We start from the raw sequence: 20,813 nt of genomic DNA, 5'->3' as shown, positions 1-20,813 counted from the left end.
ACGACGGATGAATGAGCCAAAGCGACGGATTAAACAGTCGCAGTGACGGATTGAATTCTGAGCGACGGATTGATAGGCCGGAACGACGGATGAATGGGCCAAAGTGACGGAATAAAATGTCGCGGTGACGGATTGAATTCTGAGCGACGGATTGAACCGCTAAACGACGGATTGATAGACCGGAACGACGGATGAATGGGCCAAAGCGACGGAATAAACAGTCGCGGTGACGGATTGAATTCTGAGCGACGGATTGATGGGCTGGAACGACGGATGAATGACCCAAAGCGACGGATTAAACAGTCGCAGTGACGGATTGAATTCTGAGCGACGGATTGATGCGCCGGAACGACGGATGAATGTGCCAAAGCGACGGAATAAACAGTCGCAGTGACGGATTGAATTCTGAACGACGGATGAATGGGCCAAAGCGACGGAATAAAGTGTCGCGGTGACGGATTGAATTCTGAGCGACGGATTGATGCGCCGGAACGACGGATGAATGTGCCAAAACGACGGAATAAACAGTCGCGGTGACGGATTGAATTCTGAGCGACGGATTGATGGGCCGGAACGACGGATGAATGACCCAAAGCGACGGAATAAAGTGTCCCAGTGAAGGATTGAATTCTGAGCGACGGATTGATAGGCCAGAACGACGGATGAATGACCCAAAGCGACGGAATAAACAGTCGCAGTGACGGATTGAATTCTGAGCGACGGATTGAACCGCCAAAGCGACGGATGAATGGGCCAAAGCGACGGAATAAACAGTCGCGGTGACGGATTGAATTCTGAGCGACGGATTGAACCGCCAAAGCGACGGATTGATAGGCCGGAACGACGGATGAATGGGCCAAAGCGACGGATTGAACCGACACTACCGTGGTAGAACCGGCAAAATCGTGGATAGAACCGCCTCAACCGTGGATAGAACTGCCTCAATCGTGGATAGAACTGCCATAATCGTGGATAGAACTGCCACAATCGTGGATAGAACCTCCACAATCGTGGATAGAACCGCCTCAACCGTGGATAGAACTGCCACAATCGTGGATAAAACCGCCTCAACCGTGGATAGAACAGCCACATCCGTGGATAGAACAGCCACATCCGTGGATAGAACCGCCTCAACCGTGGATAGAACAGCCATAGCGACAACATTCAAAAGGATTTACTCACATATTTTATTTTTCAACATAACGAAAACAGCGGCAAATACGTTTGCCGCTGTTTTTTTGTCTATGCTGCTGGAATTCGGACGATTACTTTAAATAAATCTCCATCTATTTCTATACTCATACGAGCGCCGTGCAAATCTACAATGGATTGTGCGATAGCTAAACCGAGCCCTGAGCCCTCTGTATGGCGCGAAGCATCTGCTCGCTTAAAGCGTTCAAATAATTCATCGGCATCCTCGCTAATTTCATACTTTGCGACATTCTTTACTGTGAATTCCGCATCGCCCTCAGGAGTATGTTTTAATGTCACATAGACACGTGTGCCTTCTAATGCATATTTCAATACATTGACAATTAAATTATCGATCAGTCTCCACCATTTTTGACCATCTACATATGCGTAAATTGGCTCAGGAGGATTTGTCATTCGTAAATCTAAACGTGCCTTCGCTAAATCTTCCTCATGCTCCCCTACTGCCTGCTGAACAAGCTGATTTAAATCAACTCGACTACGATGGAGCTCAATATTACCACTCGCCATTTTTGATACTTCAAAGAGATCCTCTATTAATACTTTTAGACGCTCTGATTTTTTATCGAGAATATGAATATATTGCTTACGCTCTTCCTCTGTAATATCAGGATTTTTCAGTAAATCGGTGTACGTAATAATGGATGTTAACGGTGTGCGTAAATCATGACTAACATTCGTAATTAGCTCTGTTTTTAATCGCTCACTTTTTGCCTGCTCATGCATGGACGTGCGTACGCCTTCTCTTAAATGATTAAGATTTTCTGCATGCCCTGCAAGTTGTGATTTGCCCATTACCTTCACATCACGATTTAAACGTCCTTCCGCCATGTCTTTTGTATCCTTCATAATTCGGTTTAAATACCCCGTTCTAGAGAGGAAGAGAATCATGGCTGGTATACCGATTATTGCGCAAATGACAAATACAAAGAAAGGAAAACCGCCACCTCTTGCCATTGTAGCGACAAGACTTCCACCACCGAAAAATGCTGCTCCAATCATTACAATGGAATGTAATGCGATGGAACGATTTATAAATAAATCTGTAATTGATTCGCCTAGTGACCATAAATAGCTAGCTTTTAAATTCTCCTCTAATTTCTGTGCTGTATTCACTCGATCATACAACCAGATTAGCTGAATAAAGAATACGATCGCAAGAATCATTAAGACGCCTGCTTCAAATAGTATATCCAAAATAAAACGTACATAATTGTATTGATTGTAAAATTCAATTGATTCCATAACAACATGTGATGTAAACCAATACATAGAGCCAGTTATGAACAACAATCCAATTTGGAAATCAATTTTCAGCTTTGCAAAAGCTTCTTTTTCCTTTATACCTAGTACCATTCGCAGTACTTCTTTACGTCCTTTCCATGCAAAAATAGCCGCTACAATACTCGTTAACCATATAAAATAGAAAATGTATTGATTGCGCTTAAAATGGTCATAATCCTCCATCACAACTGCAGATTGTGCTGGTTTTTTTGAGATTGATATGATGCCAGTATAATCAGCAGTTTCTCTAAGATTATCTGTGTTAACAGAGACATCATTTTCATAAAAAACATGGTCCAAATTTCTACTAATATTCTCAGTAGTTAATGGATGCTGCTCAGTGTACTTTATTTTATATACGTTACTGTCCGAAACATCGCCTGAACTATATGTTTTACCTGTTTCAGTGTTCGTTAATTCATAAGACCAATACTTATTATCCTTCACAAATCTCTTTGCTGCATCTTGTGCTGCCTTTATATATTGATCAACGAGTGCTTCCTTATCAGCAAGAATTTTCTTACGGACATGCTCATCATCCTCAAAGTTTGTCGTAATATCTTTAATTTTCTCATCTCGCTCTTTCTCTAGCTTTGTTTTTAAATCCGTTGCATTTACATTAGTAGCTTCTTGAATGCGCTCTTCATATTGAGCTTTAATATTTTCTATTTGGTATCCTAATGTTCCATAGCGATTACGATGCTCTTCAATTTCATTTTGCGTAACCTCTATTTTACTTTTCAAATCCTTTGAAGCTGGTACATTTAATACTAATGGTCCTAACTCTGACTGAAAATTTTCAAGTTCATGCTGGAAACTTTCAGATTGGAAATAGGACTTTCCAATATATTTATACCCGATATTGGAGAATGTAAATATACCGAAAATCACCCAGATTAAACATAGAAGAGCGAGAAGAGGTTTCCAATTTTTTAACATACTTTTAACTCCTCTCTAGAAAATTCTCTCAAGCAATTGTAGTACCTCTGAAGAGCGGGCATTTACTAGCTGATACGCAAACACACCGAAATAAATTAGTCCAAAAACCGCTGCTACAAACCCTGCAATTGTAACATACTGTTCTATTTTATTTTTCCATTTTATAGCCAACGCCCCACACCACCTTTAAATAGCGTGGATTTTTCGGATCTGCTTCGATTTTTTCACGTATTTTTCGAATGTGTACTGCCACAATATTTTCTGCATTGTAGGCTTCCTCATTCCATACACGCTCATAAATCTCTCTAATTGAAAATACACGCCCTGCATTTTTCATTAATAATTCCGTAATTTTATATTCGATTGGTGTTAATCGAACAGGCTCTCCTTCTAAAATGACTTCCTTGGCGTCTTCCTCTAAGACAAGTCCATCAATTTCTACCTTAGCTACTTCGTCATTGTACGTCCCAAGTTGTACATATCGTCGCAGCTGTGATTTTACCCGAGCCAACAATTCTAATGGATGAAAAGGCTTTGTGACGTAATCATCTGCACCTACAGACAATCCATGAATTTTGTCGCCATCCTCTGCCTTTGCACTAAGCATAATAATTGGAATATTGCGCTCTGCTCTAATTTTAAATGTCGCTGTAATTCCATCCATATTTGGCATCATAATATCTAAAATAATTAAATGTACTTCATTGTTTTCTAACTTTTCAAGTGCCTCTAAGCCATCAGCAGCTTTAATCACATGGTAGCCTTCATTTTTTAAATAGATTTCAATACCATCACGAATATCTTGATCATCATCTGTTACAAGAACTGTTAGTTTCGTCATGATATACACCTCGCTCTCAATTAATAGTGTACCTTTTAAATCTTAAAAACCAGTTATTATAAAAATGAAGAATTTCTTAAGTTTTGAATGAATTTCATCACTATGACGTGGGGTGATTTCCTAGGGGCGTCCGATGAGCCGCGTTGCTCCAATCAAGCTATATACATTGCTACGTTTCAACAAGTGTAATAAGCCAATAGCAATAAAAAAGATTGTATTGTATGACTTGTTCTCAAACCTTTTTTCGCCCTCCTAATGTCAATACAACAATACCACCTAATAACATTACAACACCAATCCAGGAAGTCATACTTAAATATTCCCCTACTAAAAATACACCGAGGATCGCTGCAGTTAAAGGCTCTGCTAGTGATAGTGTAACAGCCGTCGATGAATTAACTTTCTGTAGACCATTTAAAAACAGCAAATAGGCCACGCTTGTACACATAATCCCCATGAAAAGCATCGTCCATAAGTTATGTGTAACGGCTAACCAGCTAAAACCTTCACTTATCGAAAATGGCAGTAAAAATAACGTACAAATTGAAAACGTCATCGCCACTGCTGGTAGTGCCTCCTCTTGTGTCATAAGCTTTTTACTAATATTTGTGTACAATGCAAAGGAGAGACCTGCACAAAGAGCTAGTCCGATACCTCCCATATGAACAGCCTCTTCCCTATTATTAACAAATAATAAAATACACCCGAGTATGGCCATTATCGTTGCTATTCCCCACACCTTTGTTGGCCGTGTTTTCCATAGTATCCATTCCAAAACACCTGAAAATACAGGAGCACTACCAATCGTTGCAACTGTTCCAATAGCTACACCCGTTAGACGAATTGATGAGAAAAAAAGACCTTGAAATATTGCAATACTCGCGGCAGCTAAAATTGTCCATTTCCACGACCATTTACGAAAGTTAATTTTACGTAGCAAAATAGTAATAGCTAATAATAGTCCGCCACCAATCGCAGAACGAACTGTTGCTACTGCTATCGGAGATGTTCCATCATCTAAAAATGTTTGTGCAGTTCCTGTCATGCCCCACAATATAGCCGCTAGTAGCACGAAAAATGGATACATTTTTTATTTCCTCCTCGACCTTTACACTCATTAACATTAATAATACAGATTTATCCAAAATCAAACAATTACCATATTTCTTTTTCTTTCTTTTAAAGGGACGTTATAATAAAAGCAACAAAAGGAGCGAAAATTATGTATAAAACAATTGAAGAAACAGCCATTGAACTTGGTATGCCAGAGGATCAAATACTGCGCCTAGTTTATGAGGGACGTATCCGCTCAGTGTATGATGGGGACCAAATACTGATTAATAGCGGACAGTTCAGCACATACTTTGAGCAGTTAGATCGCATTAAAGAGGAAATCGAAATTTGGCGTAATACACCTATTCCCGAGGATATTGATGTTAAAGATGAGGATTAAAAAATGCCTATCATTCAAACAAATGAATGATAGGCATCTATACGTTCTTCACCTATTATATTGTTACTACAAATCCAGCTCGCTTACCGATAATTTCCGCATAATCCTCAACCATCACACTCGCTGTTGGATACATACCTGCTCCAGGTCCAATAAGCGTTAATGTGCCAATATAATTTGTATCCAACGCTACAGCATTATTGACGTCATCAACTGGATAAAGTGGGTGTTCTTTATCCACTAATTGTGGACCAACTTTTGCGAAGACTTTACCATCAGCCAGCTTCTCAACCTCAGCAACGTGGCGGTAACGCAAGCCCCTTTCACACGCTTCTTTCACTTGCTCTGCTGAAATACTATCAATCCCAATCACTTCTACATCTGCCCAATCTGGTTGTTCACCAAATGCCAAAGCACTTAAAATCATTAATTTTTTAAAGGCATCCTGGCCTGATATATCATTATATGGATCTGCCTCTGCATACCCTAAATTTTGTGCCTCTTTTAAAGCTCTTTCGAACGACCAGCCTTGAGAACGCATCTTCGTTAAAATATAGTTGGATGTGCCATTTAAAACGCCCTGAATACGACTAACATCATTGACAAGCAAAATGTTTTTCATCGTTTTAATAACAGGCACACCACCAGCTGTTGTTGCCTCAAAGCCTACAAAAACACCGTTTGCTTTGGCAAGTTCCTGCAGCTCTAAGCCTCGCTTTGCAAACATTACTTTGTTAGCCGTGATGACATGACATTTATGTTCAACAGCGCGCTTTAAGTAAGTAAATGCTGGTTCCTCATTCACGATCGCCTCAAAAACAACTTGCATACCCGGTTCTGCTACGACTTCATCCATACTAGTTGTCATTAAATGCGCTGTACCCGGTACACGTTCACGGCTAGCGTCTGTCACTAAAATTTTCGCTACTTCCAGCTCAATTCCTAATTTATTTTTAAGCTCTTCACGCTTTTCGTTTAATATATGGTAAATTCCTTGACCTACCGTTCCAAATCCTAATATAGCTGCCTTTATAGTTGCCATTCCTGTATTCCCTCCAACTTACATTCCGCAGTTTCATTAAATTTATTTCGCCTTAGCTTATTTCGTACAGATTTTGAATTGTGCGCCGACTTTACAAAGCAGGTCAGATTGCCGTATTTCTAATACTTCATTTTCAGTCATATATTTAGTCGTGGTATTTTCGCTCTCACCATCTGTGGAAGTTCTTTATAGCTGACGCTTCCGGTACAAAAAATATTTGCTGAAAGAAGTTAAAAAATATGTGAAACACAAACAAATTCAAATAATTCAAAATTCAACTTAAAGAAAATTGTAACGCAAATACATACATTGCACAAGAAAAATCTTTCTAGGATGGACATTTGTTTTCCCTAGACGTGCAAAAGAAATCGTTTTCATCCCTTTTATCATATAATTTTTCAGTAGTTCTATAATATTTGAACAAAAAATGACGATTCCCGCTTCCGTGACACCCGCTGATAGAAGTTAAAAAATGAATGCCTTTCTTCTATTATATATATGTATGTTAAGACATCCAAAAGAAGTGTTCTTTTGAAATATAGTACTAAAAATATTTAAAAGGTATGCCAGTCTATCTCTTCACTTTTTAAAAAAGCTCATTCCCTGTAGCAGCAGAGAATGAGCACAAATTATATGAGGGATAATTAACTAGCTTTTGCTAGCAATTTATAACGATATTTTGTTAATGCTTGTTGTACTAGTCCTATTTCTTCTTGCGTAAGATTTGGTATTGCATACGTACGTTCAACTAATTGGAATGTACCGTATTTTAAGTAATACTCTGTCGCAGGTAGAGGTATATGACTTGCTCCATAGCTTTTATAAGCTTCGAAAACTTCTTTTACTGTATAATCTTCCTCTTTGGCATAAATGATTTCCTGAAAAGCAGAATGTCCAAAGGTTTGTTGCCATTTACTATCAACCGATGCAAGTATGTTTTGAATGGACATGTTGTTCACAAACACATGACCTTCATTTAACTCATAAATAAGATAAGATGCAATGTTTTGTGCACTATAAACATTTCCCATTGAAAACACTCCTTTATCATCAGTTTTTAGTTAAGAGTAGTTGCGGGCTGAGCAACTACCCCTCTTCACATATTCAAAAGTGGGGGAGCACTTTGAAAACAAATTGGTTCTAGGTTGGTAGCCTTTAGAACGTTTAACTTATTTCCTAGTATAATACAAGGATTTAAATAAATCAATAATACTTATAAAATTACTAGGTATTATTCGTGAATATTTTCAAATATCTTACCGAATGAGGCAAGCGGTTGATGCCGCAACGTTTTACGTATTACCAAATGAGGCCTATCGAATGAGAAAATACGTAAACGCTACAACATTAGCCAATTTTCATTAAGCTTCTATTGTTTGTTGAGAAGCTGTTACTTGTTCAATAGCTTGTTCTAAATCTGCAATAATGTCCTCTACTGCCTCTAAACCGATTGATAAGCGAATGAGCGACTCGGTTACGCCAGTTTGGATTAACTCTTCAGCTGATAGTTGCTGATGCGTAGTAGATGCCGGATGAATAATTAATGATTTGGCATCCCCTACATTTGCTACGTGCGAGAATAATTTCACACTATCAATTAGTTTACGCCCTGCTTCACGTCCACCTTTAATACCGAATGTAAGCACTGAACCGAAGCCATTTCTCAAATATTTTTTTGCTAAATCATGAGTAGGAAAATCTTCTAAGCCATTGTAATTTACATATTCCACAGATGGGTGGTTTCGTAAATATTCAGCTACTGCCAATGCATTTTCATTGTGTTTTGGAATACGCAAATGAAGCGTTTCTAAACCTTGTAATAAATTAAATGCTGCATCTGCACTCAACGTTGGTCCAAAGTCGCGTAGTAATTGTACACGCAGTTTTGTGGCAAATGCAGCCTCTGCTGTGTCAATACCATAACGCAAACCGTGATAAGAAGCATCTGGCTCAGTAAAGCCTGGGAAACGTCCACGAGTCCAATCAAACTTTCCTGCATCTACTACAACGCCGCCTAAAGTTGTACCATGTCCGCCAATCCATTTTGTTGCGGAATGAACGACGATATCTGCACCGTAGTCAATTGGTGTAGAGCCATATGGTGAAGCAAATGTGCTATCAATAATTAATGGTAAGCCGTTTTCATGTGCTATATTCGCTACTGCTTCGATGTCTAGCACTTTTAAACTTGGGTTACCGTAAATTTCAGCGAACACCGCTTTTGTTTTATCAGTAATAGCTGCTCGGAAATTTTCTGGATTTGTTTCATCTACAAAATTCGTTTTAATACCGTAGTTTGGTAGTGTATTGGCAAATAAGTTATAAGTACCTCCATATAAAGAGCTAGCTGCGACAATTTCATCCCCTGCCCCTGCAAGATTTAAAATTGAAAATGCAATAGCTGCTGCACCAGATGAAAGTGCTACCACTGCTGTACCGCCTTCTAATAAAGCGACGCGTTTTTCAAAAACATCTACAGTTGGGTTTGTAATTCGTGTGTAAATATTGCCAGCTTCCTCTAAGGCAAAAAGACGTTGCGCATGAGCAGTGTCTTTAAAAACGAATGCCGTTGAGCGATATACGGGCACTGTACGAGATCCTGTTACCGGGTCTGGCTCCTGGCCACCGTGTAACAGCAATGTTTCTGGTTTAAAATTTGTCATTATATACCTCCAAATGGTTATTTTTTTACGATGGTACCGGAGATGAGGAGGATTTTTTCAGTAGAAAACAAAAACCCTCTTCAGTAAGAAGAGGGTTGCGGTTGCAAGTTTTCCTCCCCTTATCTGCCAGATCCAAGTAAGAATCTGTAGGAATTAGCACCTTAGCAAGTTTGTCACTTACTGGTTGCCGGGCATCATAGGGCCTATCCCTCCGCCGCTCTTGATAAGAGTATGTGATTCAATTTCCATCGTTGTTACAAAGTATAAACACAGACTTTTTTTCTGTCAACACTAAAATTTTATTTTTTCCGAAACTTCTGTCTGTTTATATACGTATTACGAACGCATACACTATTTTAGTATTTATTGGTTTATCACCAAAAGTTTGGGATGAAATTTGTTAAAACGTATGCCATTTATCTTCATTCAGTAGAAGACCCCCACCTCTGAAAGCGGAATGAATTGTACGGGCACAATTCAAAAATCCGGACGCATTGTTTATCTGTGCGAAAGCGTAGCGACAGCGACAGCAATGCGCCCAGCCGGAACGGAAATCAATCCCACGTTATGGTGATGAGCCTATTTATTTCGAAAGGAGGACTTTTATGGTAAAAGCCGTTATCATTTTTCTACTTGTTGGTTATTTAATTGGCTGTATCCACGGCTCTAAAGTAGCGCAGTTTTTATCCGGGGTAGATTTAAAAAAGACTGGGCATGGCAATGCAGGTGCTTCCAATGCAACTCTTTCTCTTGGATGGAAATACGGCGTATTAGTTGCACTTATCGATATCGGTAAAGGTGTAGCAGCTATTATAGGCGCCCATTTCTATCTAGCAGATGCAACACACTTAACAGAAGTACAAGTTTGGTTCTTAAGCTATGTCATAGCTGCTGGTGTCATCCTAGGTCATAATTTTCCATTTCACATGGGCTTCAATGGCGGTAAAGGAACTGCATCAATCATAGGAATATTACTTGCAGTTGATTGGAAAATTGGTTTATTTGCACTTATTTTATTTGTTATTTTTTCTTTCGTGACGAACTATTTAATTGTCGGTGTACTTGAATTTTATCTTGTTTTTTGTACAGCAACATATTTATGGATTCCTGGAGTAGGCCCAACGATTATAGCTCTACTACTTTTTAGCATAGCAATCATTTTGCATATCGAAAATATCAAACGCTTAATTCAGGGAACTGAGCCAAAAGTGACTTCTGCATTTAAGAAAAAGAAATAATATTACTTTAGGGTTTTTGTCCTTTCTATGACCACATATTTTCTCGCAATCGCCTATTATTGCTATAACTAGAGAGTATTTCATATAAGATTTTTATTTACAATAAATATACAAATTACTTTCTTAAAAAAGCATATTACTAGCCGATGTTATGGAAAATAATAGTTATTGATAGAAGAAAGGATGAAAAAAGTATGTCTACTTCTGAACAAGCAAAACCGAAACGTAATTTGAAACCGCTCTGGATTGGATTAGCCTTTGCTTCACTGATTATCATTACTTTTTTACCTAACAACGGCGATTTACCTATAGCTGGACAACGAGCCTTGGCCATCTTAGCTTTCGCAGTCATCCTTTGGGTTACAGAAGCAGTATCCTATCCCGTTAGCTCTACCATGATTATTGCACTCGTTACAATTTTATTAGGTCTAGCTCCGTCAATGGAAGATCCAACGACACAACTTGGAACATCAGAAGCGCTAAAATTGGCATTAAGCGGGTTTAGCAATTCTGCAGTTGCACTAGTAGCCGCAGCTCTTTTCCTAGCAGCAGCTATGCAAATTACCAATTTACATAAACGTCTTGCGCTATGGATACTTTCACTAGTTGGGACAAAAACAAAAGCCATTGTATGCGGTGCTATTTTAGTATCGATAGCACTCGCATTCTTTGTCCCTTCTGCTACTGCACGTGCAGGCGCAGTTGTGCCAATACTACTAGGAATGGTAGCAGCATTTGGTTTACCACGTGATAGTCGACTTGCTGCTTTACTTGTCATTACCTCTGTGCAAGCTGTCTCCATTTGGAATATCGGTATTAAAACGGCGGCAGCTCAAAATATGGTCGCTTTAAATTTCATCAAAGAACAGTTTGGTGTGGATATTTCTTGGGGTGCTTGGTTACTTTACGCTGCCCCCTTCTCAATCATCATGTCAGTGGCTCTATTTTTCATTATGATTACACTGATTAAGCCTGAAACGAATAATATTGAAGGTGGTAAGGATGTCATTAAAAAGCAGCTTGCGGATCTTGGTCCATTAAAAGCTCCCGAAATTCGGTTAATCATAACATCGGTAGTTTTACTATTTTTCTGGGCTACTGAAGGAAAACTTCATCCATTCGACACTACAACAGTCACAATCGTTGCAATTGCCATTTTATTAATGCCAAAAATCGGGGTCTATACTTGGAAGGAAGTTGAACCGCATATTCCTTGGGGAACAATTATCGTCTTTGCAGTAGGAATTATGCTAGGAACGGTTTTACTTAATACACAAGGCGCATCATGGTTATCTGATAAAGTATTCGGTTCACTCGGTTTAGATTCTATGCCAATTCTAGCAACAATCGCAATTGTTACTTTATTTAATATTCTTATTCACTTAGGCTTTGCGAGTGCAACAAGTTTAGCATCCGCACTTGTGCCAGTATTTATCGTTTTAGCTTCAACGTTAACGGCCAATGTCGATCAGGTTGGATTCGTTATCGTGCAACAATTCGTTATTAGCTTTGGCTTCCTCTTACCTATTAGTGCACCACAAAATATGCTTGCCTACGGTACAGGAGCGTTTACAACAAAGGATTTCTTAAAATCTGGTATTCCATTAACGATTTTTGGATACCTCCTAGTTCTGCTATTCTCCGCAACGTATTGGAAATGGATTGGATTATTGTAAGAAGGAAATTTGTAGCTAGACTTTTCTGTGGGCACCTGATCACTTCGGGGCCCACCTGAACGTTTTGTCGGCTTACCTGATCACTTTGCTGGCCTACCCGATCACTTTGTCGGCTTACCTGATCACTTTGGGGGCCAACCCGATCACTTCGCTGGCCAACCTGATCACTTCGCCGGTCCACCCGATCACTTTGACAGCTAAAAAAAGCCTTGAAGGAACAAGTCAACTGTCCTTCAAGGCTTTCTTCAATTTATTATTTCGACAACGCAGGGTCCTTCATCGTCCCATTTTTTGCGTAATTTACATGCCATGAAAGTGCTTTTTCGAGATTGTGTGGCGTTTGGTGCCCACCTGTTGCTTCATTGGCATCGTTAAAATACTTCCATAATTGTTCATGATATTCTGGGTGTGCACAGTTATCGATAATAAGCGCAACTCGTTCTTTTGGCGCAAGCCCACGCAAGTCTGCTACTCCCTGCTCTGTTACGATTACGTCTACATCATGTTCTGTATGGTCTACATGGGATACCATTGGGACGATACTAGAAATATTTCCGCCTTTTGCGTAAGATTTTGTGACGAAAATACCTAATCGTGCATTACGCGCAAAGTCTCCAGAACCGCCGATTCCATTCATCATTCTTGTGCCAGAAACATGCGTAGAATTCACATTCCCGTAAATATCTACTTCAAGCGCCGTATTCACGGAAATTAACCCGAGTCGGCGAATGATTTCTGGTTGGTTAGAGATTTCTTGCGGACGTAATACTAATTTATCTGCATATTTTTCAAAATTACTATAAACTCGGTTTCCAACTTCCTCGGAAAGAGTAATAGAAGTAGCAGATGCAAAGCTTACCTTGCCTGCATCTATTAATTCAAATACCGCATCTTGTAGTACTTCTGAATATACTTCCAAGTTCTCAAACTCAGAATCTTTAAAGCCTAATAATACAGCATTTGCTACTGAACCTACACCTGATTGGATTGGTCGTAAGCTCGTCGTTAAACGACCTACTTTTATTTCCTCACGTAAGAAATTTAATAAATGGTTGGCCATAATATCTGTTTCTTCATCAGCAGGAACGATTGTGGATGGTGCATCTAAAATATCTGAAATAACAATACCTTTTACTTTATCTAAGTCTAGTGGAATGCCAATTGTGCCAAGTCGATCCGATACATCTTGTAATTGAATTGGATCACGTTTCCCCTGTGGTCCTGGTACAAAAATATCGTGCACACCCTCTAATGCATCAAGCTGAGCTATGTTCAACTCTATGATTATTTGGTCTGCCTCTTGCACAAAAATCGGAGAGTTACCAACTGAAGTTGTAGGAATTAGTAAGCCGTCTTCTGTAATGGCAGCCGCTTCAATAATCGCAAAATCAATAGGCCCAATAATACCTTGGCGTACTAGTTCCGCATTATGTGAAAGGTGCGCATCAACGAATGTAATTTCACCTCTATTGATTTTATTACGAATACCGGCATCTGCTTGGAAAGGCCCGCGTTTACGAATAACGCCAGCTTCTGCTAAGTATTGGTCAACTTCAGGACCTAGCGAAGCACCTGTATATACATCTACCTTGAAGCTCTCTTTTTTAGCTTTCTCTACAAGTGCCAGAGGGACCACTTTAACGTCACCAGCACGTGTAAATCCGCTCATCCCAAGTATCATACCATCCTCAATCCAAGATGCTGCTTCTTCTGCTGTTACAACCTTACTCCGTAGCTGTTCATTACGAAGCTTTTTCGCTAACTTTTCTTCCATCCCTTATTCCTCCATCCCACTTTATTTTTGTTCAACTAGATTACTAGGCTTAATCCACTTGGTATATACATCCATTTGTTGTAAATCCAAACAAATAAACCACTCACACTTAATTCTATATTATTTAGAATTTTTAATCTATATCAAATGAAATATTTAATTTTACGAGAAATATTATGCATTCGCACTTTTCTCACAAATAATTTCAACATCTAATAAATTCGATTTTGAAGAAAAAGCGTGATATGCTCTTGATATATAAGGGGAAAAGGAGATTTTTTAGATGGTTAAACAATTATTACGTAACCACTCTTCGGTTCGTATTTATGATGGAAATCAAATTTCAAAAGAAATTATTGAAGAATTAATTGCCACTGCACAAATGGCTGCTACATCACATTTTGTACAAGCTTACAGTGTTATTTGGGTAACAGATGAAGAGAAAAAGGAAAAATTAGGTTTACTCTCTGGTAATCCCCGTCAATACGAAACTTCTGGCGGTGCCTTTGTCTTCTGTGTAGATTTCAAACGTCTTCAAACTGCAGGCAAATTAGAAGGTGTAGACATCGTGGCGGATTCGGCAGAAAACGTACTTGTTGGAGTAGCTGATGTATCATTATTCGCGCAAAACTTTGTCATTGCGGCAGAGTCTATGGGATATGGTATTTGTTATATTGGCGGAGTGCGTAATAAGCCTGAGGAAATAAGCGAATTATTCAATCTACCTGATTATGTATTCCCGCTATTCGGCTTAACAATTGGGGTTCCTGCTCGTCGCAATGAAGTAAAACCTCGTTTACCGGTTGCAGCAGTATTACATGAAAATGAATATAATGCAGAAAAATACGAGGAGCTTTTACCGGCTTACAACGACACAATGGAAACATACTACAATAATCGTTCATCAAATCGAAAAATTGATAACTGGACTAAGCAAATGGCGGATTTTTTAATTGATCAACGCCGTCCTCATATCAATGAATTTTTAGCAAAAAAAGGTTTCAATTGGAAATAATTTTCTGTGTGGAGTTACTATCGTATGATAGTAACTTCACTTTTTTCATATACGCCCCCATTCTAGTATTTTTTGTCTTTAGCCGTATGTTAAATTTAGGTATAAATTAAACGAAAAGACACTTTCTTTTTCCAGCAATTCTATTACTATTAATAGATGATACCAATATAAAAAGGAGCTATGTAAATATGTCCTATGTCAATAAACATCTTGCTCGTATCTTAGAACAACAACATAAGCGAAGTGTAAGAGGTTTATTTTTTAAAATCCAAGATTTAAATAATGATTGCACATTATTAAGAAAGCGACTTGAGCCACATATCGACTTAACTGTTTATAAGAATGCTATTGATTATGTCAATCAATTCGTTGCCCACACTACTATCCTCAACTTAAAATTCATTACAAATACGCAAAATCTAGAGGTGGTTGTGTTACATACCCTTTTATTAGCGCATATTTTAGACAACGAAAACTCTTATTCTTTTGAGTATGAACATACATTACTTCAAGGGTACATACATGAAATATTTGAATTAAATGATCATGCTAAGACACTTTATACTAATCACCAGGAAAAAATGTTTCACTATATGGAATCTCAACCAACATAAAAAAGACGATCTTCGTAGCGCAGTACTACTAGATCGTCTTTTAGTTTTAGATTATCTTTTTTCTTCTACTTGTAATCCTTTAATAATCAGTGATCGAACTGGTAAGAACTGCTCTCCTGTGTCACCATAAGTGAGAATTACATCATCACCTTCTTGTAAATAAATTGCAAGTGGTTCTGTTTCTGAACTTACTACATAGTTCTCTCCGTTATCTAGTAAAAATGATGCAACTGTAAAGTCACCGAGACGTTCTTTGTATACGCGAAGCACCTTTCCACTTGCATTTTTTTCTTCGGCATGTGAGCTACCTTCAACCGTATTGCCACCTCGACTTAAGGCAGTTTTATACAATTTTAATGCCTCTTTAGGAGTTGGCGCATAAACGGAAATTTCAGGATTTGCCGCGGACACGATGAAATAATTTTGTAAGAAACCATTTGAATCAAGCACCGCTGTTAGCCAACTAGCTTCACCGTAGAAGTTATACAATACTGGCATTTTCCCAGTCCATTTTTTCTCGATAAATTTCTTCTCAATTATTTGCAAATTACCTTGTGAATCCATATAAGAAGAATCTAAATTTCCTGTATAATAGGTTGCTTCACCTGTTCGAGCATTTGTTAATGAATAGCCAAGCATCGAATCGACACCCTCTTTAGGACTCGTAAAGTCTGTGAAATAATACATATCACCTTTCTCGTCAAAAATTGGGCTGACATTTGACTCTGTTCCCTCATCAGAAGGAAGTTTTACATCTTTCTTACCAAATCTACTGTTCCAAAATCCGTGAACATAATTACCGAAATAGCTATTTTGTAAACTTACTGTCTCAGGCGAAACTGCTCCGTCAATAAACTCTGGGACATCTGCTAGCTTGATCACCTCAGATTTTCCTGTCAGCGCATCTACAAGCACTATCCCTTTTACATCGAAGCCATTACGTCCTGTAATAAAATCACCGTATGATTGGATGTAATATGGCTTACCTTCATCATCCACTTCAAGCTGTACATCCCCGTAAAAAATAAGGTAAGGATTTTGTAAACGTATATGTCGCTCTAAATTTGCATTTAAGAAAGCAGAAGGAACATACTTCATTTCTTGCTCAACAAATTTAGGATTATCCGCTGAATCCGTTGCACTCATGGTAAAGTAACCAGGTGTCGTCCCACCATTCATCCATTTAAAAAAGCCTGAAAACTCAACTGGAGCTATATAAACATACTCGCCATTTACTTTTTGAATTTGTAGGCGTCCTAACTCATAATAACTTGTATTCGGTACTTGCCCGAACGCTTTTTTCATCTTATTACGCGCAAATTGAGGAGGCACACTAGCTGGCGTTTTTGTTTCATCAAACGGTTTTATTTCAACCTCTTGCTTCATGTCAGCTGATTTGAATTTTTCGTTAGCATTCCATAAAGGTGCTGATAATACATACACTGCAATACCTAAACTAGCTAAAAATAAAACACCTTTTATTTTTCTCTCAATGCCACTTGCAAGAAGCGCACCACCTAATGTTAATAGAATAATAGCTGGCCAAAAAGCAAGCCAGTTTACGTCCATTTTTGTCACATATACTGTTATACCTGTAGCTAAAAATCCTAGCACAAATACACCTATAAAGAAGTATCCAATTACCTTTTTAGATCCGTCTTCTCGCTTTTTCGTTATAAGCGGTGTTAATAAAACACTCGCAATTAGTCCAATAATTGCCGAAGCTACTATTAGCTTGGTCATTTCGTTCACCCTCTCTTAGCTGACTGTCTACTTATTTACGGCTACATATCAAAAAAGTTTCATACATAAGATGCGTATAGTAAACTCTTTATATAGCATCTAAAACTTTGTATAAAGGAAATTGTAACACAGATAAAGAATTTTAAAGAAAAGGAGCTGAGAAGTTTGTCTAAAAAAATATTAATACCATTCATTATTTTGTTTGGCCTCTATTATATTTTTTTCTTTTCCCATATTGCAGAAAGCTTGAAACTTGTCTTTAAAGTCATTCCAATGCTTTTAATCATTATTTTAGCGGCTACACCAAAAAATTTAGGCATTAAAAAATATCAACTACTGATTGTCATCGGACTTGTGTTTTGTATGGTCGGTGATTATACGCTCCAGTGGTTTCTAGTTGGGCTAACAAGTTTCTTAATCGGACATATTTTTTATATCCTTGCCTTCTCTTCTACGAATGAACGACAAGTACCCACTTGGGCGAAGATTGTATTACTTGTTTATGGAGGAAGCATGGCTGTGTGGATTGTAGGTACAGTGTTTTCATCAGGAGAGGTCGTTCTTGGTTTCGCAGTAATTGCCTATATTTCGGTTATATTAACGATGGGTTGGACTGCAATTCGAACAGGTTCCACTCTTGCAACAATTGGAGCTATGCTATTTATCGCATCAGATTCCTATTTAGCTATTGATAAATTTGTTATGCCTTTACCATTTTCACACGAGTTTATTATGCTGACATATTATAGCGCCCAAATACTTATTGCGTTAAGCATCCTTCAATATTCCGAAATCCGAAGTAAAGTGTTACAATAATATCAATTACGCCTCGGCATAATTGCGTCCGAAGGCTTAAAGAAGTTACACATACACATTAGGAGGCCATACTTATGAAAGAACAAGTAATCGAGCGTTTAATTCGTTATGCAAAAATTGATACACAATCTGATTTCACAAGCGAAACAACTCCTTCAACACAAAAACAATTTGACTTATTGCATGTACTAAAAGATGAACTTGCTGCAATAGGCTTAACTGACATTACATTAGATGAAAATGGTTATTTATTTGCAACACTTGAAGCAAATACAGATAAAAATGTGCCTACTATTGGTTTTTTAGCGCATGTCGACACTACAACAGATTTTACTGGCACAAACGTGAATCCACAGCGCATTGACAATTATGATGGTGGAGATATTCAGCTAAACGAAAATCTAGCGATGTCGCCAACAGATTTTCCTGAGCTAAAAAATTATGTAGGTCAAACGTTAATTACAACGGATGGTACGACATTATTAGGCGCTGACGATAAAGCTGGTATCGCTGAAATTATGACTGCCATGGAATACTTAATAAATAATCCTTCGATTAAACATGGTAAATTACGTGTAGCCTTTACGCCTGATGAAGAAATTGGCCGCGGTCCTCACAAATTTGATGTAGCTGCATTTGGAGCCGAATATGCTTATACGATGGATGGCGGACCTCTTGGCGAGCTACAATACGAAAGCTTTAATGCAGCAGGTGTAAAAGTCGTGACAACAGGTACGAGTGTACACCCTGGTTCTGCAAAAAATAAAATGGTCAATGCGATTACAATGGCGATCGCCTTCCAAAATGAAATGCCTACTGATGCAGTACCAGAAAAAACAGATGGCTATGAGGGCTTCATTCACTTAATGGGCTTTAAAGGTGCTATCGAGCATACTGAGCTTTCCTATATCGTTCGTGACCACGACCGTCAAAAATTCGAGGCGAAAAAACAATTAATGCTTGATGCTGCGGCAAAAATTAAAGCTCAATATGGTGAAGATGCTTTAAGCATTACAATTGAAGATCAATACTATAATATGGGCGAAAAAATTGAGCCTGTAAAAGAAATCGTTGACATTGCACGCATAGCAATGGAAAAGTTAGATATTACTCCAATTACATTACCAATCCGTGGCGGTACTGATGGTTCACAGCTTTCTTACATGGGCTTACCAACACCAAATATTTTTGCAGGTGGCGAAAATATGCACGGTAAATTCGAATATGTATCTGCGGAAACAATGGAAAAAGCAACACAAGTTATTATTGAAATCGTACAGCTATTTGAAGAACAAGCAAAATAGTAATTGCGAAGAAGGGTTTGCCCCTTCTTCGTAATTTTTTCGAGATAAATAACTGAATTTTCAAATTACATAAAAGGTTTTGAGGTGAATTTTAATGAAAGAAATTGCATTAGGCGTTTTAGCCTCACTATTTTTTGCTGTTACATTTATATTAAATCATGCAATGGAAATGCAAGGGGGTAGTTGGCTATGGAGTGCCTCTCTGCGCTATTTCTTCATGCTTCCATTTTTACTTGCCATCGTCTTTTTTCGAAAAGGCTATTCCCAACTATCAGATGAAATGAAAGCACAACCAGTACCTTGGCTGCTTTGGAGCTTTATTGGGTTCGTTTTGTTCTATGCACCACTAACATTTGCAGCAGCATTCGGCCCAGGCTGGCTCGTTTCTGGAACGTGGCAATTGACAATTGTCGCTGGCGTATTACTAGCCCCCCTATTTGTTTCAGTAGTGGCTGGGAAAACTGTACGTCAAAAAATACCGCTAATTTCATTACTAATTTCATGTGTCATTTTAGTCGGCATTTTACTTATTCAAATACCACAGGCACAGTCCGTTCCATTCAAAAGTTTAATGCTTGGCATTTTACCTGTAGTAGTTGCAGCATTTGCCTACCCTCTTGGTAACCGCAAAATGATGGAAATCTGCGGCGGACGCATCGATACATTTCAACGCGTACTAGGCATGACCATCGCCTCGATGCCCGCATGGATTATTATGGCCATTTATGCACTGGCGACGGTCGGGCTTCCTTCAAGCAGCCAAGTGATGCAATCGTTGCTTGTAGGTATAAGCTCTGGTGTCATCGCGACAACTTTATTTTTCATTGCAACTGACCGTGTTCGCGATCATCAAGGCAAACTTGCCGCAGTTGAAGCAACACAATCCACTGAAATACTTTTTGTCATTATTGGTGAAGTATTATTACTCGGCATTGCATTCCCAGATCCAATTGCTCTTGCCGGCCTAGGCGTCATTATTGTTGGCATGCTATTACATAGTTACTATACGATGATACTAGGGAGAAAAAGTGCTGTCTCTTCATAGCAGTCCGCACACAGTGGACTGCTTTTTTCGCGGAATTTGGAGTTTATCGGAATACTTTGAGCATTTAATCTCCCCCCACGTTGTGATGAGGATTTCATTTTTATCGGAAAGATTTGAAGATTTATCGGAACATAATCTCATTTTATCGGAACAA

Annotated in this window: 19 protein-coding genes and 1 riboswitch; of the genes, 8 read left to right on the top strand and 11 right to left on the bottom strand. The window is 38.6% G+C overall.

Annotated features, from left to right (window positions below):
- Nucleotides 1–29 precede the first annotated feature (29 nt).
- The 6 genes from QRN68_RS13315 to QRN68_RS13290 all read right to left on the bottom strand — a co-directional run bounded on the left by QRN68_RS13315 (nt 30) and on the right by QRN68_RS13290 (nt 5,363).
- On the bottom strand, nt 30–881 hold the full coding sequence (locus QRN68_RS13315) for a hypothetical protein (protein ID WP_285397378.1): 852 nt from the start codon (nt 879–881) through the stop codon (nt 30–32).
- On the bottom strand, nt 881–1,168 hold the full coding sequence (locus QRN68_RS13310) for a hypothetical protein (protein ID WP_285397377.1): 288 nt from the start codon (nt 1,166–1,168) through the stop codon (nt 881–883). Before QRN68_RS13310 ends, QRN68_RS13315 begins: the two co-directional genes overlap by 1 nt.
- A gap of 74 nt (nt 1,169–1,242) precedes the next feature.
- Entirely contained in the window at nt 1,243–3,435 is a 2,193-nt protein-coding gene (locus QRN68_RS13305) for a sensor histidine kinase (protein ID WP_285397376.1), read from the bottom strand.
- A gap of 15 nt (nt 3,436–3,450) precedes the next feature.
- The gene (locus QRN68_RS13300; RefSeq protein ID WP_285397375.1) at nt 3,451–3,606 is read right to left on the bottom strand and encodes a hypothetical protein; all 156 of its coding nucleotides are present in this window, start codon (nt 3,604–3,606) and stop codon (nt 3,451–3,453) included.
- Nucleotides 3,584–4,276 (bottom strand): response regulator transcription factor, encoded by a 693-nt coding sequence (locus QRN68_RS13295; RefSeq protein ID WP_285397374.1) that lies wholly within the window; start codon nt 4,274–4,276, stop codon nt 3,584–3,586. Before QRN68_RS13295 ends, QRN68_RS13300 begins: the two co-directional genes overlap by 23 nt.
- 232 nt (nt 4,277–4,508) lie before the next feature.
- Nucleotides 4,509–5,363, bottom strand: coding sequence for a DMT family transporter (locus QRN68_RS13290; protein WP_285397373.1), 855 nt, complete (start codon nt 5,361–5,363; stop codon nt 4,509–4,511).
- A gap of 135 nt (nt 5,364–5,498) precedes the next feature.
- Here QRN68_RS13290 and QRN68_RS13285 point away from each other — a divergent pair, with 135 nt between their 5' ends.
- The gene (locus QRN68_RS13285) at nt 5,499–5,729 is read left to right on the top strand and encodes a MerR family transcriptional regulator (RefSeq protein ID WP_142509709.1); all 231 of its coding nucleotides are present in this window, start codon (nt 5,499–5,501) and stop codon (nt 5,727–5,729) included.
- Nucleotides 5,730–5,784: 55 nt separating this feature from the next.
- Here QRN68_RS13285 and QRN68_RS13280 read toward each other — a convergent pair whose 3' ends face one another.
- The 3 genes from QRN68_RS13280 to QRN68_RS13270 form a co-directional block, all read right to left on the bottom strand.
- Nucleotides 5,785–6,771 carry a homoserine dehydrogenase gene (locus QRN68_RS13280; protein WP_285397372.1) on the bottom strand — a complete coding sequence of 329 codons (987 nt, stop codon included), beginning with the start codon at nt 6,769–6,771 and terminating at the stop codon, nt 5,785–5,787.
- 644 nt (nt 6,772–7,415) lie between these two features.
- Nucleotides 7,416–7,802, bottom strand: coding sequence for a hypothetical protein (locus QRN68_RS13275; RefSeq protein ID WP_285397371.1), 387 nt, complete (start codon nt 7,800–7,802; stop codon nt 7,416–7,418).
- 330 nt (nt 7,803–8,132) lie between these two features.
- Nucleotides 8,133–9,434 (bottom strand): O-acetylhomoserine aminocarboxypropyltransferase/cysteine synthase family protein, encoded by a 1,302-nt coding sequence (locus tag QRN68_RS13270; RefSeq protein WP_285397370.1) that lies wholly within the window; start codon nt 9,432–9,434, stop codon nt 8,133–8,135.
- 116 nt (nt 9,435–9,550) lie between these two features.
- A riboswitch (SAM riboswitch) is annotated at nt 9,551–9,664 on the bottom strand.
- Nucleotides 9,665–10,039: 375 nt separating this feature from the next.
- Between QRN68_RS13270 and QRN68_RS13265 the strand changes: the two genes are divergently transcribed.
- Nucleotides 10,040–10,672, top strand: coding sequence for a glycerol-3-phosphate acyltransferase (locus QRN68_RS13265; protein ID WP_285397369.1), 633 nt, complete (start codon nt 10,040–10,042; stop codon nt 10,670–10,672).
- Nucleotides 10,673–10,866: 194 nt separating this feature from the next.
- Nucleotides 10,867–12,348, top strand: a complete 1,482-nt coding sequence (locus QRN68_RS13260) for a DASS family sodium-coupled anion symporter (RefSeq protein ID WP_285397368.1) — start codon at nt 10,867–10,869, stop codon at nt 12,346–12,348.
- A gap of 253 nt (nt 12,349–12,601) precedes the next feature.
- On the opposite strand, the gene QRN68_RS13255 is transcribed toward QRN68_RS13260, so the two are convergent.
- Nucleotides 12,602–14,122: a succinate CoA transferase gene (locus QRN68_RS13255; RefSeq protein WP_285397367.1), complete on the bottom strand. Its 1,521-nt coding sequence runs from the start codon at nt 14,120–14,122 to the stop codon at nt 12,602–12,604.
- A gap of 283 nt (nt 14,123–14,405) precedes the next feature.
- Between QRN68_RS13255 and chrR the strand changes: the two genes are divergently transcribed.
- Nucleotides 14,406–15,137 carry a class II chromate reductase ChrR gene (chrR, locus tag QRN68_RS13250; RefSeq protein ID WP_285397366.1) on the top strand — a complete coding sequence of 244 codons (732 nt, stop codon included), beginning with the start codon at nt 14,406–14,408 and terminating at the stop codon, nt 15,135–15,137.
- A gap of 188 nt (nt 15,138–15,325) precedes the next feature.
- The gene (locus QRN68_RS13245; protein ID WP_285397365.1) at nt 15,326–15,751 is read left to right on the top strand and encodes a hypothetical protein; all 426 of its coding nucleotides are present in this window, start codon (nt 15,326–15,328) and stop codon (nt 15,749–15,751) included.
- Between the two features lie 51 nt (nt 15,752–15,802).
- Here the strand turns inward: QRN68_RS13245 and QRN68_RS13240 are convergent, their stop codons facing one another.
- The gene (locus QRN68_RS13240; protein ID WP_285397364.1) at nt 15,803–17,494 is read right to left on the bottom strand and encodes a hypothetical protein; all 1,692 of its coding nucleotides are present in this window, start codon (nt 17,492–17,494) and stop codon (nt 15,803–15,805) included.
- Nucleotides 17,495–17,659: 165 nt separating this feature from the next.
- Between QRN68_RS13240 and QRN68_RS13235 the strand changes: the two genes are divergently transcribed.
- The 3 genes from QRN68_RS13235 (at nt 17,660) to QRN68_RS13225 (ending at nt 20,659) form a co-directional block, all read left to right on the top strand.
- Entirely contained in the window at nt 17,660–18,310 is a 651-nt protein-coding gene (locus QRN68_RS13235; RefSeq protein ID WP_285397363.1) for a lysoplasmalogenase, read from the top strand.
- 74 nt (nt 18,311–18,384) lie between these two features.
- Nucleotides 18,385–19,614, top strand: coding sequence for a peptidase T (gene pepT, locus QRN68_RS13230; protein WP_285397362.1), 1,230 nt, complete (start codon nt 18,385–18,387; stop codon nt 19,612–19,614).
- 94 nt (nt 19,615–19,708) lie between these two features.
- On the top strand, nt 19,709–20,659 hold the full coding sequence (locus QRN68_RS13225) for a DMT family transporter (protein ID WP_285397361.1): 951 nt from the start codon (nt 19,709–19,711) through the stop codon (nt 20,657–20,659).
- Nucleotides 20,660–20,813 lie beyond the last annotated feature (154 nt).

The sequence above is a fragment of the Lysinibacillus sp. fls2-241-R2A-57 genome, assembly GCF_030209535.1.
In the GTDB taxonomy this organism is placed as follows: domain Bacteria; phylum Bacillota; class Bacilli; order Bacillales_A; family Planococcaceae; genus Lysinibacillus.
This window is presented reverse-complemented; position numbering and strand designations above follow the sequence as displayed.

What these genes read in the sequence shown, in the direction of transcription:
- QRN68_RS13295 (WP_285397374.1), bottom strand. Translation starts at nt 4,276, where the DNA reads ATGACGAAACTAACAGTTCTTGTAACAGATGATGATCAAGATATTCGT.
- QRN68_RS13290 (WP_285397373.1), bottom strand. Translation starts at nt 5,363, where the DNA reads ATGTATCCATTTTTCGTGCTACTAGCGGCTATATTGTGGGGCATGACA.
- QRN68_RS13260 (WP_285397368.1), top strand. Translation starts at nt 10,867, where the DNA reads ATGTCTACTTCTGAACAAGCAAAACCGAAACGTAATTTGAAACCGCTC.
- QRN68_RS13305 (WP_285397376.1), bottom strand. Translation starts at nt 3,435, where the DNA reads ATGTTAAAAAATTGGAAACCTCTTCTCGCTCTTCTATGTTTAATCTGG.
- QRN68_RS13285 (WP_142509709.1), top strand. Translation starts at nt 5,499, where the DNA reads ATGTATAAAACAATTGAAGAAACAGCCATTGAACTTGGTATGCCAGAG.
- QRN68_RS13240 (WP_285397364.1), bottom strand. Translation starts at nt 17,494, where the DNA reads ATGACCAAGCTAATAGTAGCTTCGGCAATTATTGGACTAATTGCGAGT.
- QRN68_RS13225 (WP_285397361.1), top strand. Translation starts at nt 19,709, where the DNA reads ATGAAAGAAATTGCATTAGGCGTTTTAGCCTCACTATTTTTTGCTGTT.
- QRN68_RS13245 (WP_285397365.1), top strand. Translation starts at nt 15,326, where the DNA reads ATGTCCTATGTCAATAAACATCTTGCTCGTATCTTAGAACAACAACAT.
- QRN68_RS13275 (WP_285397371.1), bottom strand. Translation starts at nt 7,802, where the DNA reads ATGGGAAATGTTTATAGTGCACAAAACATTGCATCTTATCTTATTTAT.
- chrR (WP_285397366.1), top strand. Translation starts at nt 14,406, where the DNA reads ATGGTTAAACAATTATTACGTAACCACTCTTCGGTTCGTATTTATGAT.
- QRN68_RS13255 (WP_285397367.1), bottom strand. Translation starts at nt 14,122, where the DNA reads ATGGAAGAAAAGTTAGCGAAAAAGCTTCGTAATGAACAGCTACGGAGT.
- QRN68_RS13280 (WP_285397372.1), bottom strand. Translation starts at nt 6,771, where the DNA reads ATGGCAACTATAAAGGCAGCTATATTAGGATTTGGAACGGTAGGTCAA.
- pepT (WP_285397362.1), top strand. Translation starts at nt 18,385, where the DNA reads ATGAAAGAACAAGTAATCGAGCGTTTAATTCGTTATGCAAAAATTGAT.
- QRN68_RS13270 (WP_285397370.1), bottom strand. Translation starts at nt 9,434, where the DNA reads ATGACAAATTTTAAACCAGAAACATTGCTGTTACACGGTGGCCAGGAG.
- QRN68_RS13265 (WP_285397369.1), top strand. Translation starts at nt 10,040, where the DNA reads ATGGTAAAAGCCGTTATCATTTTTCTACTTGTTGGTTATTTAATTGGC.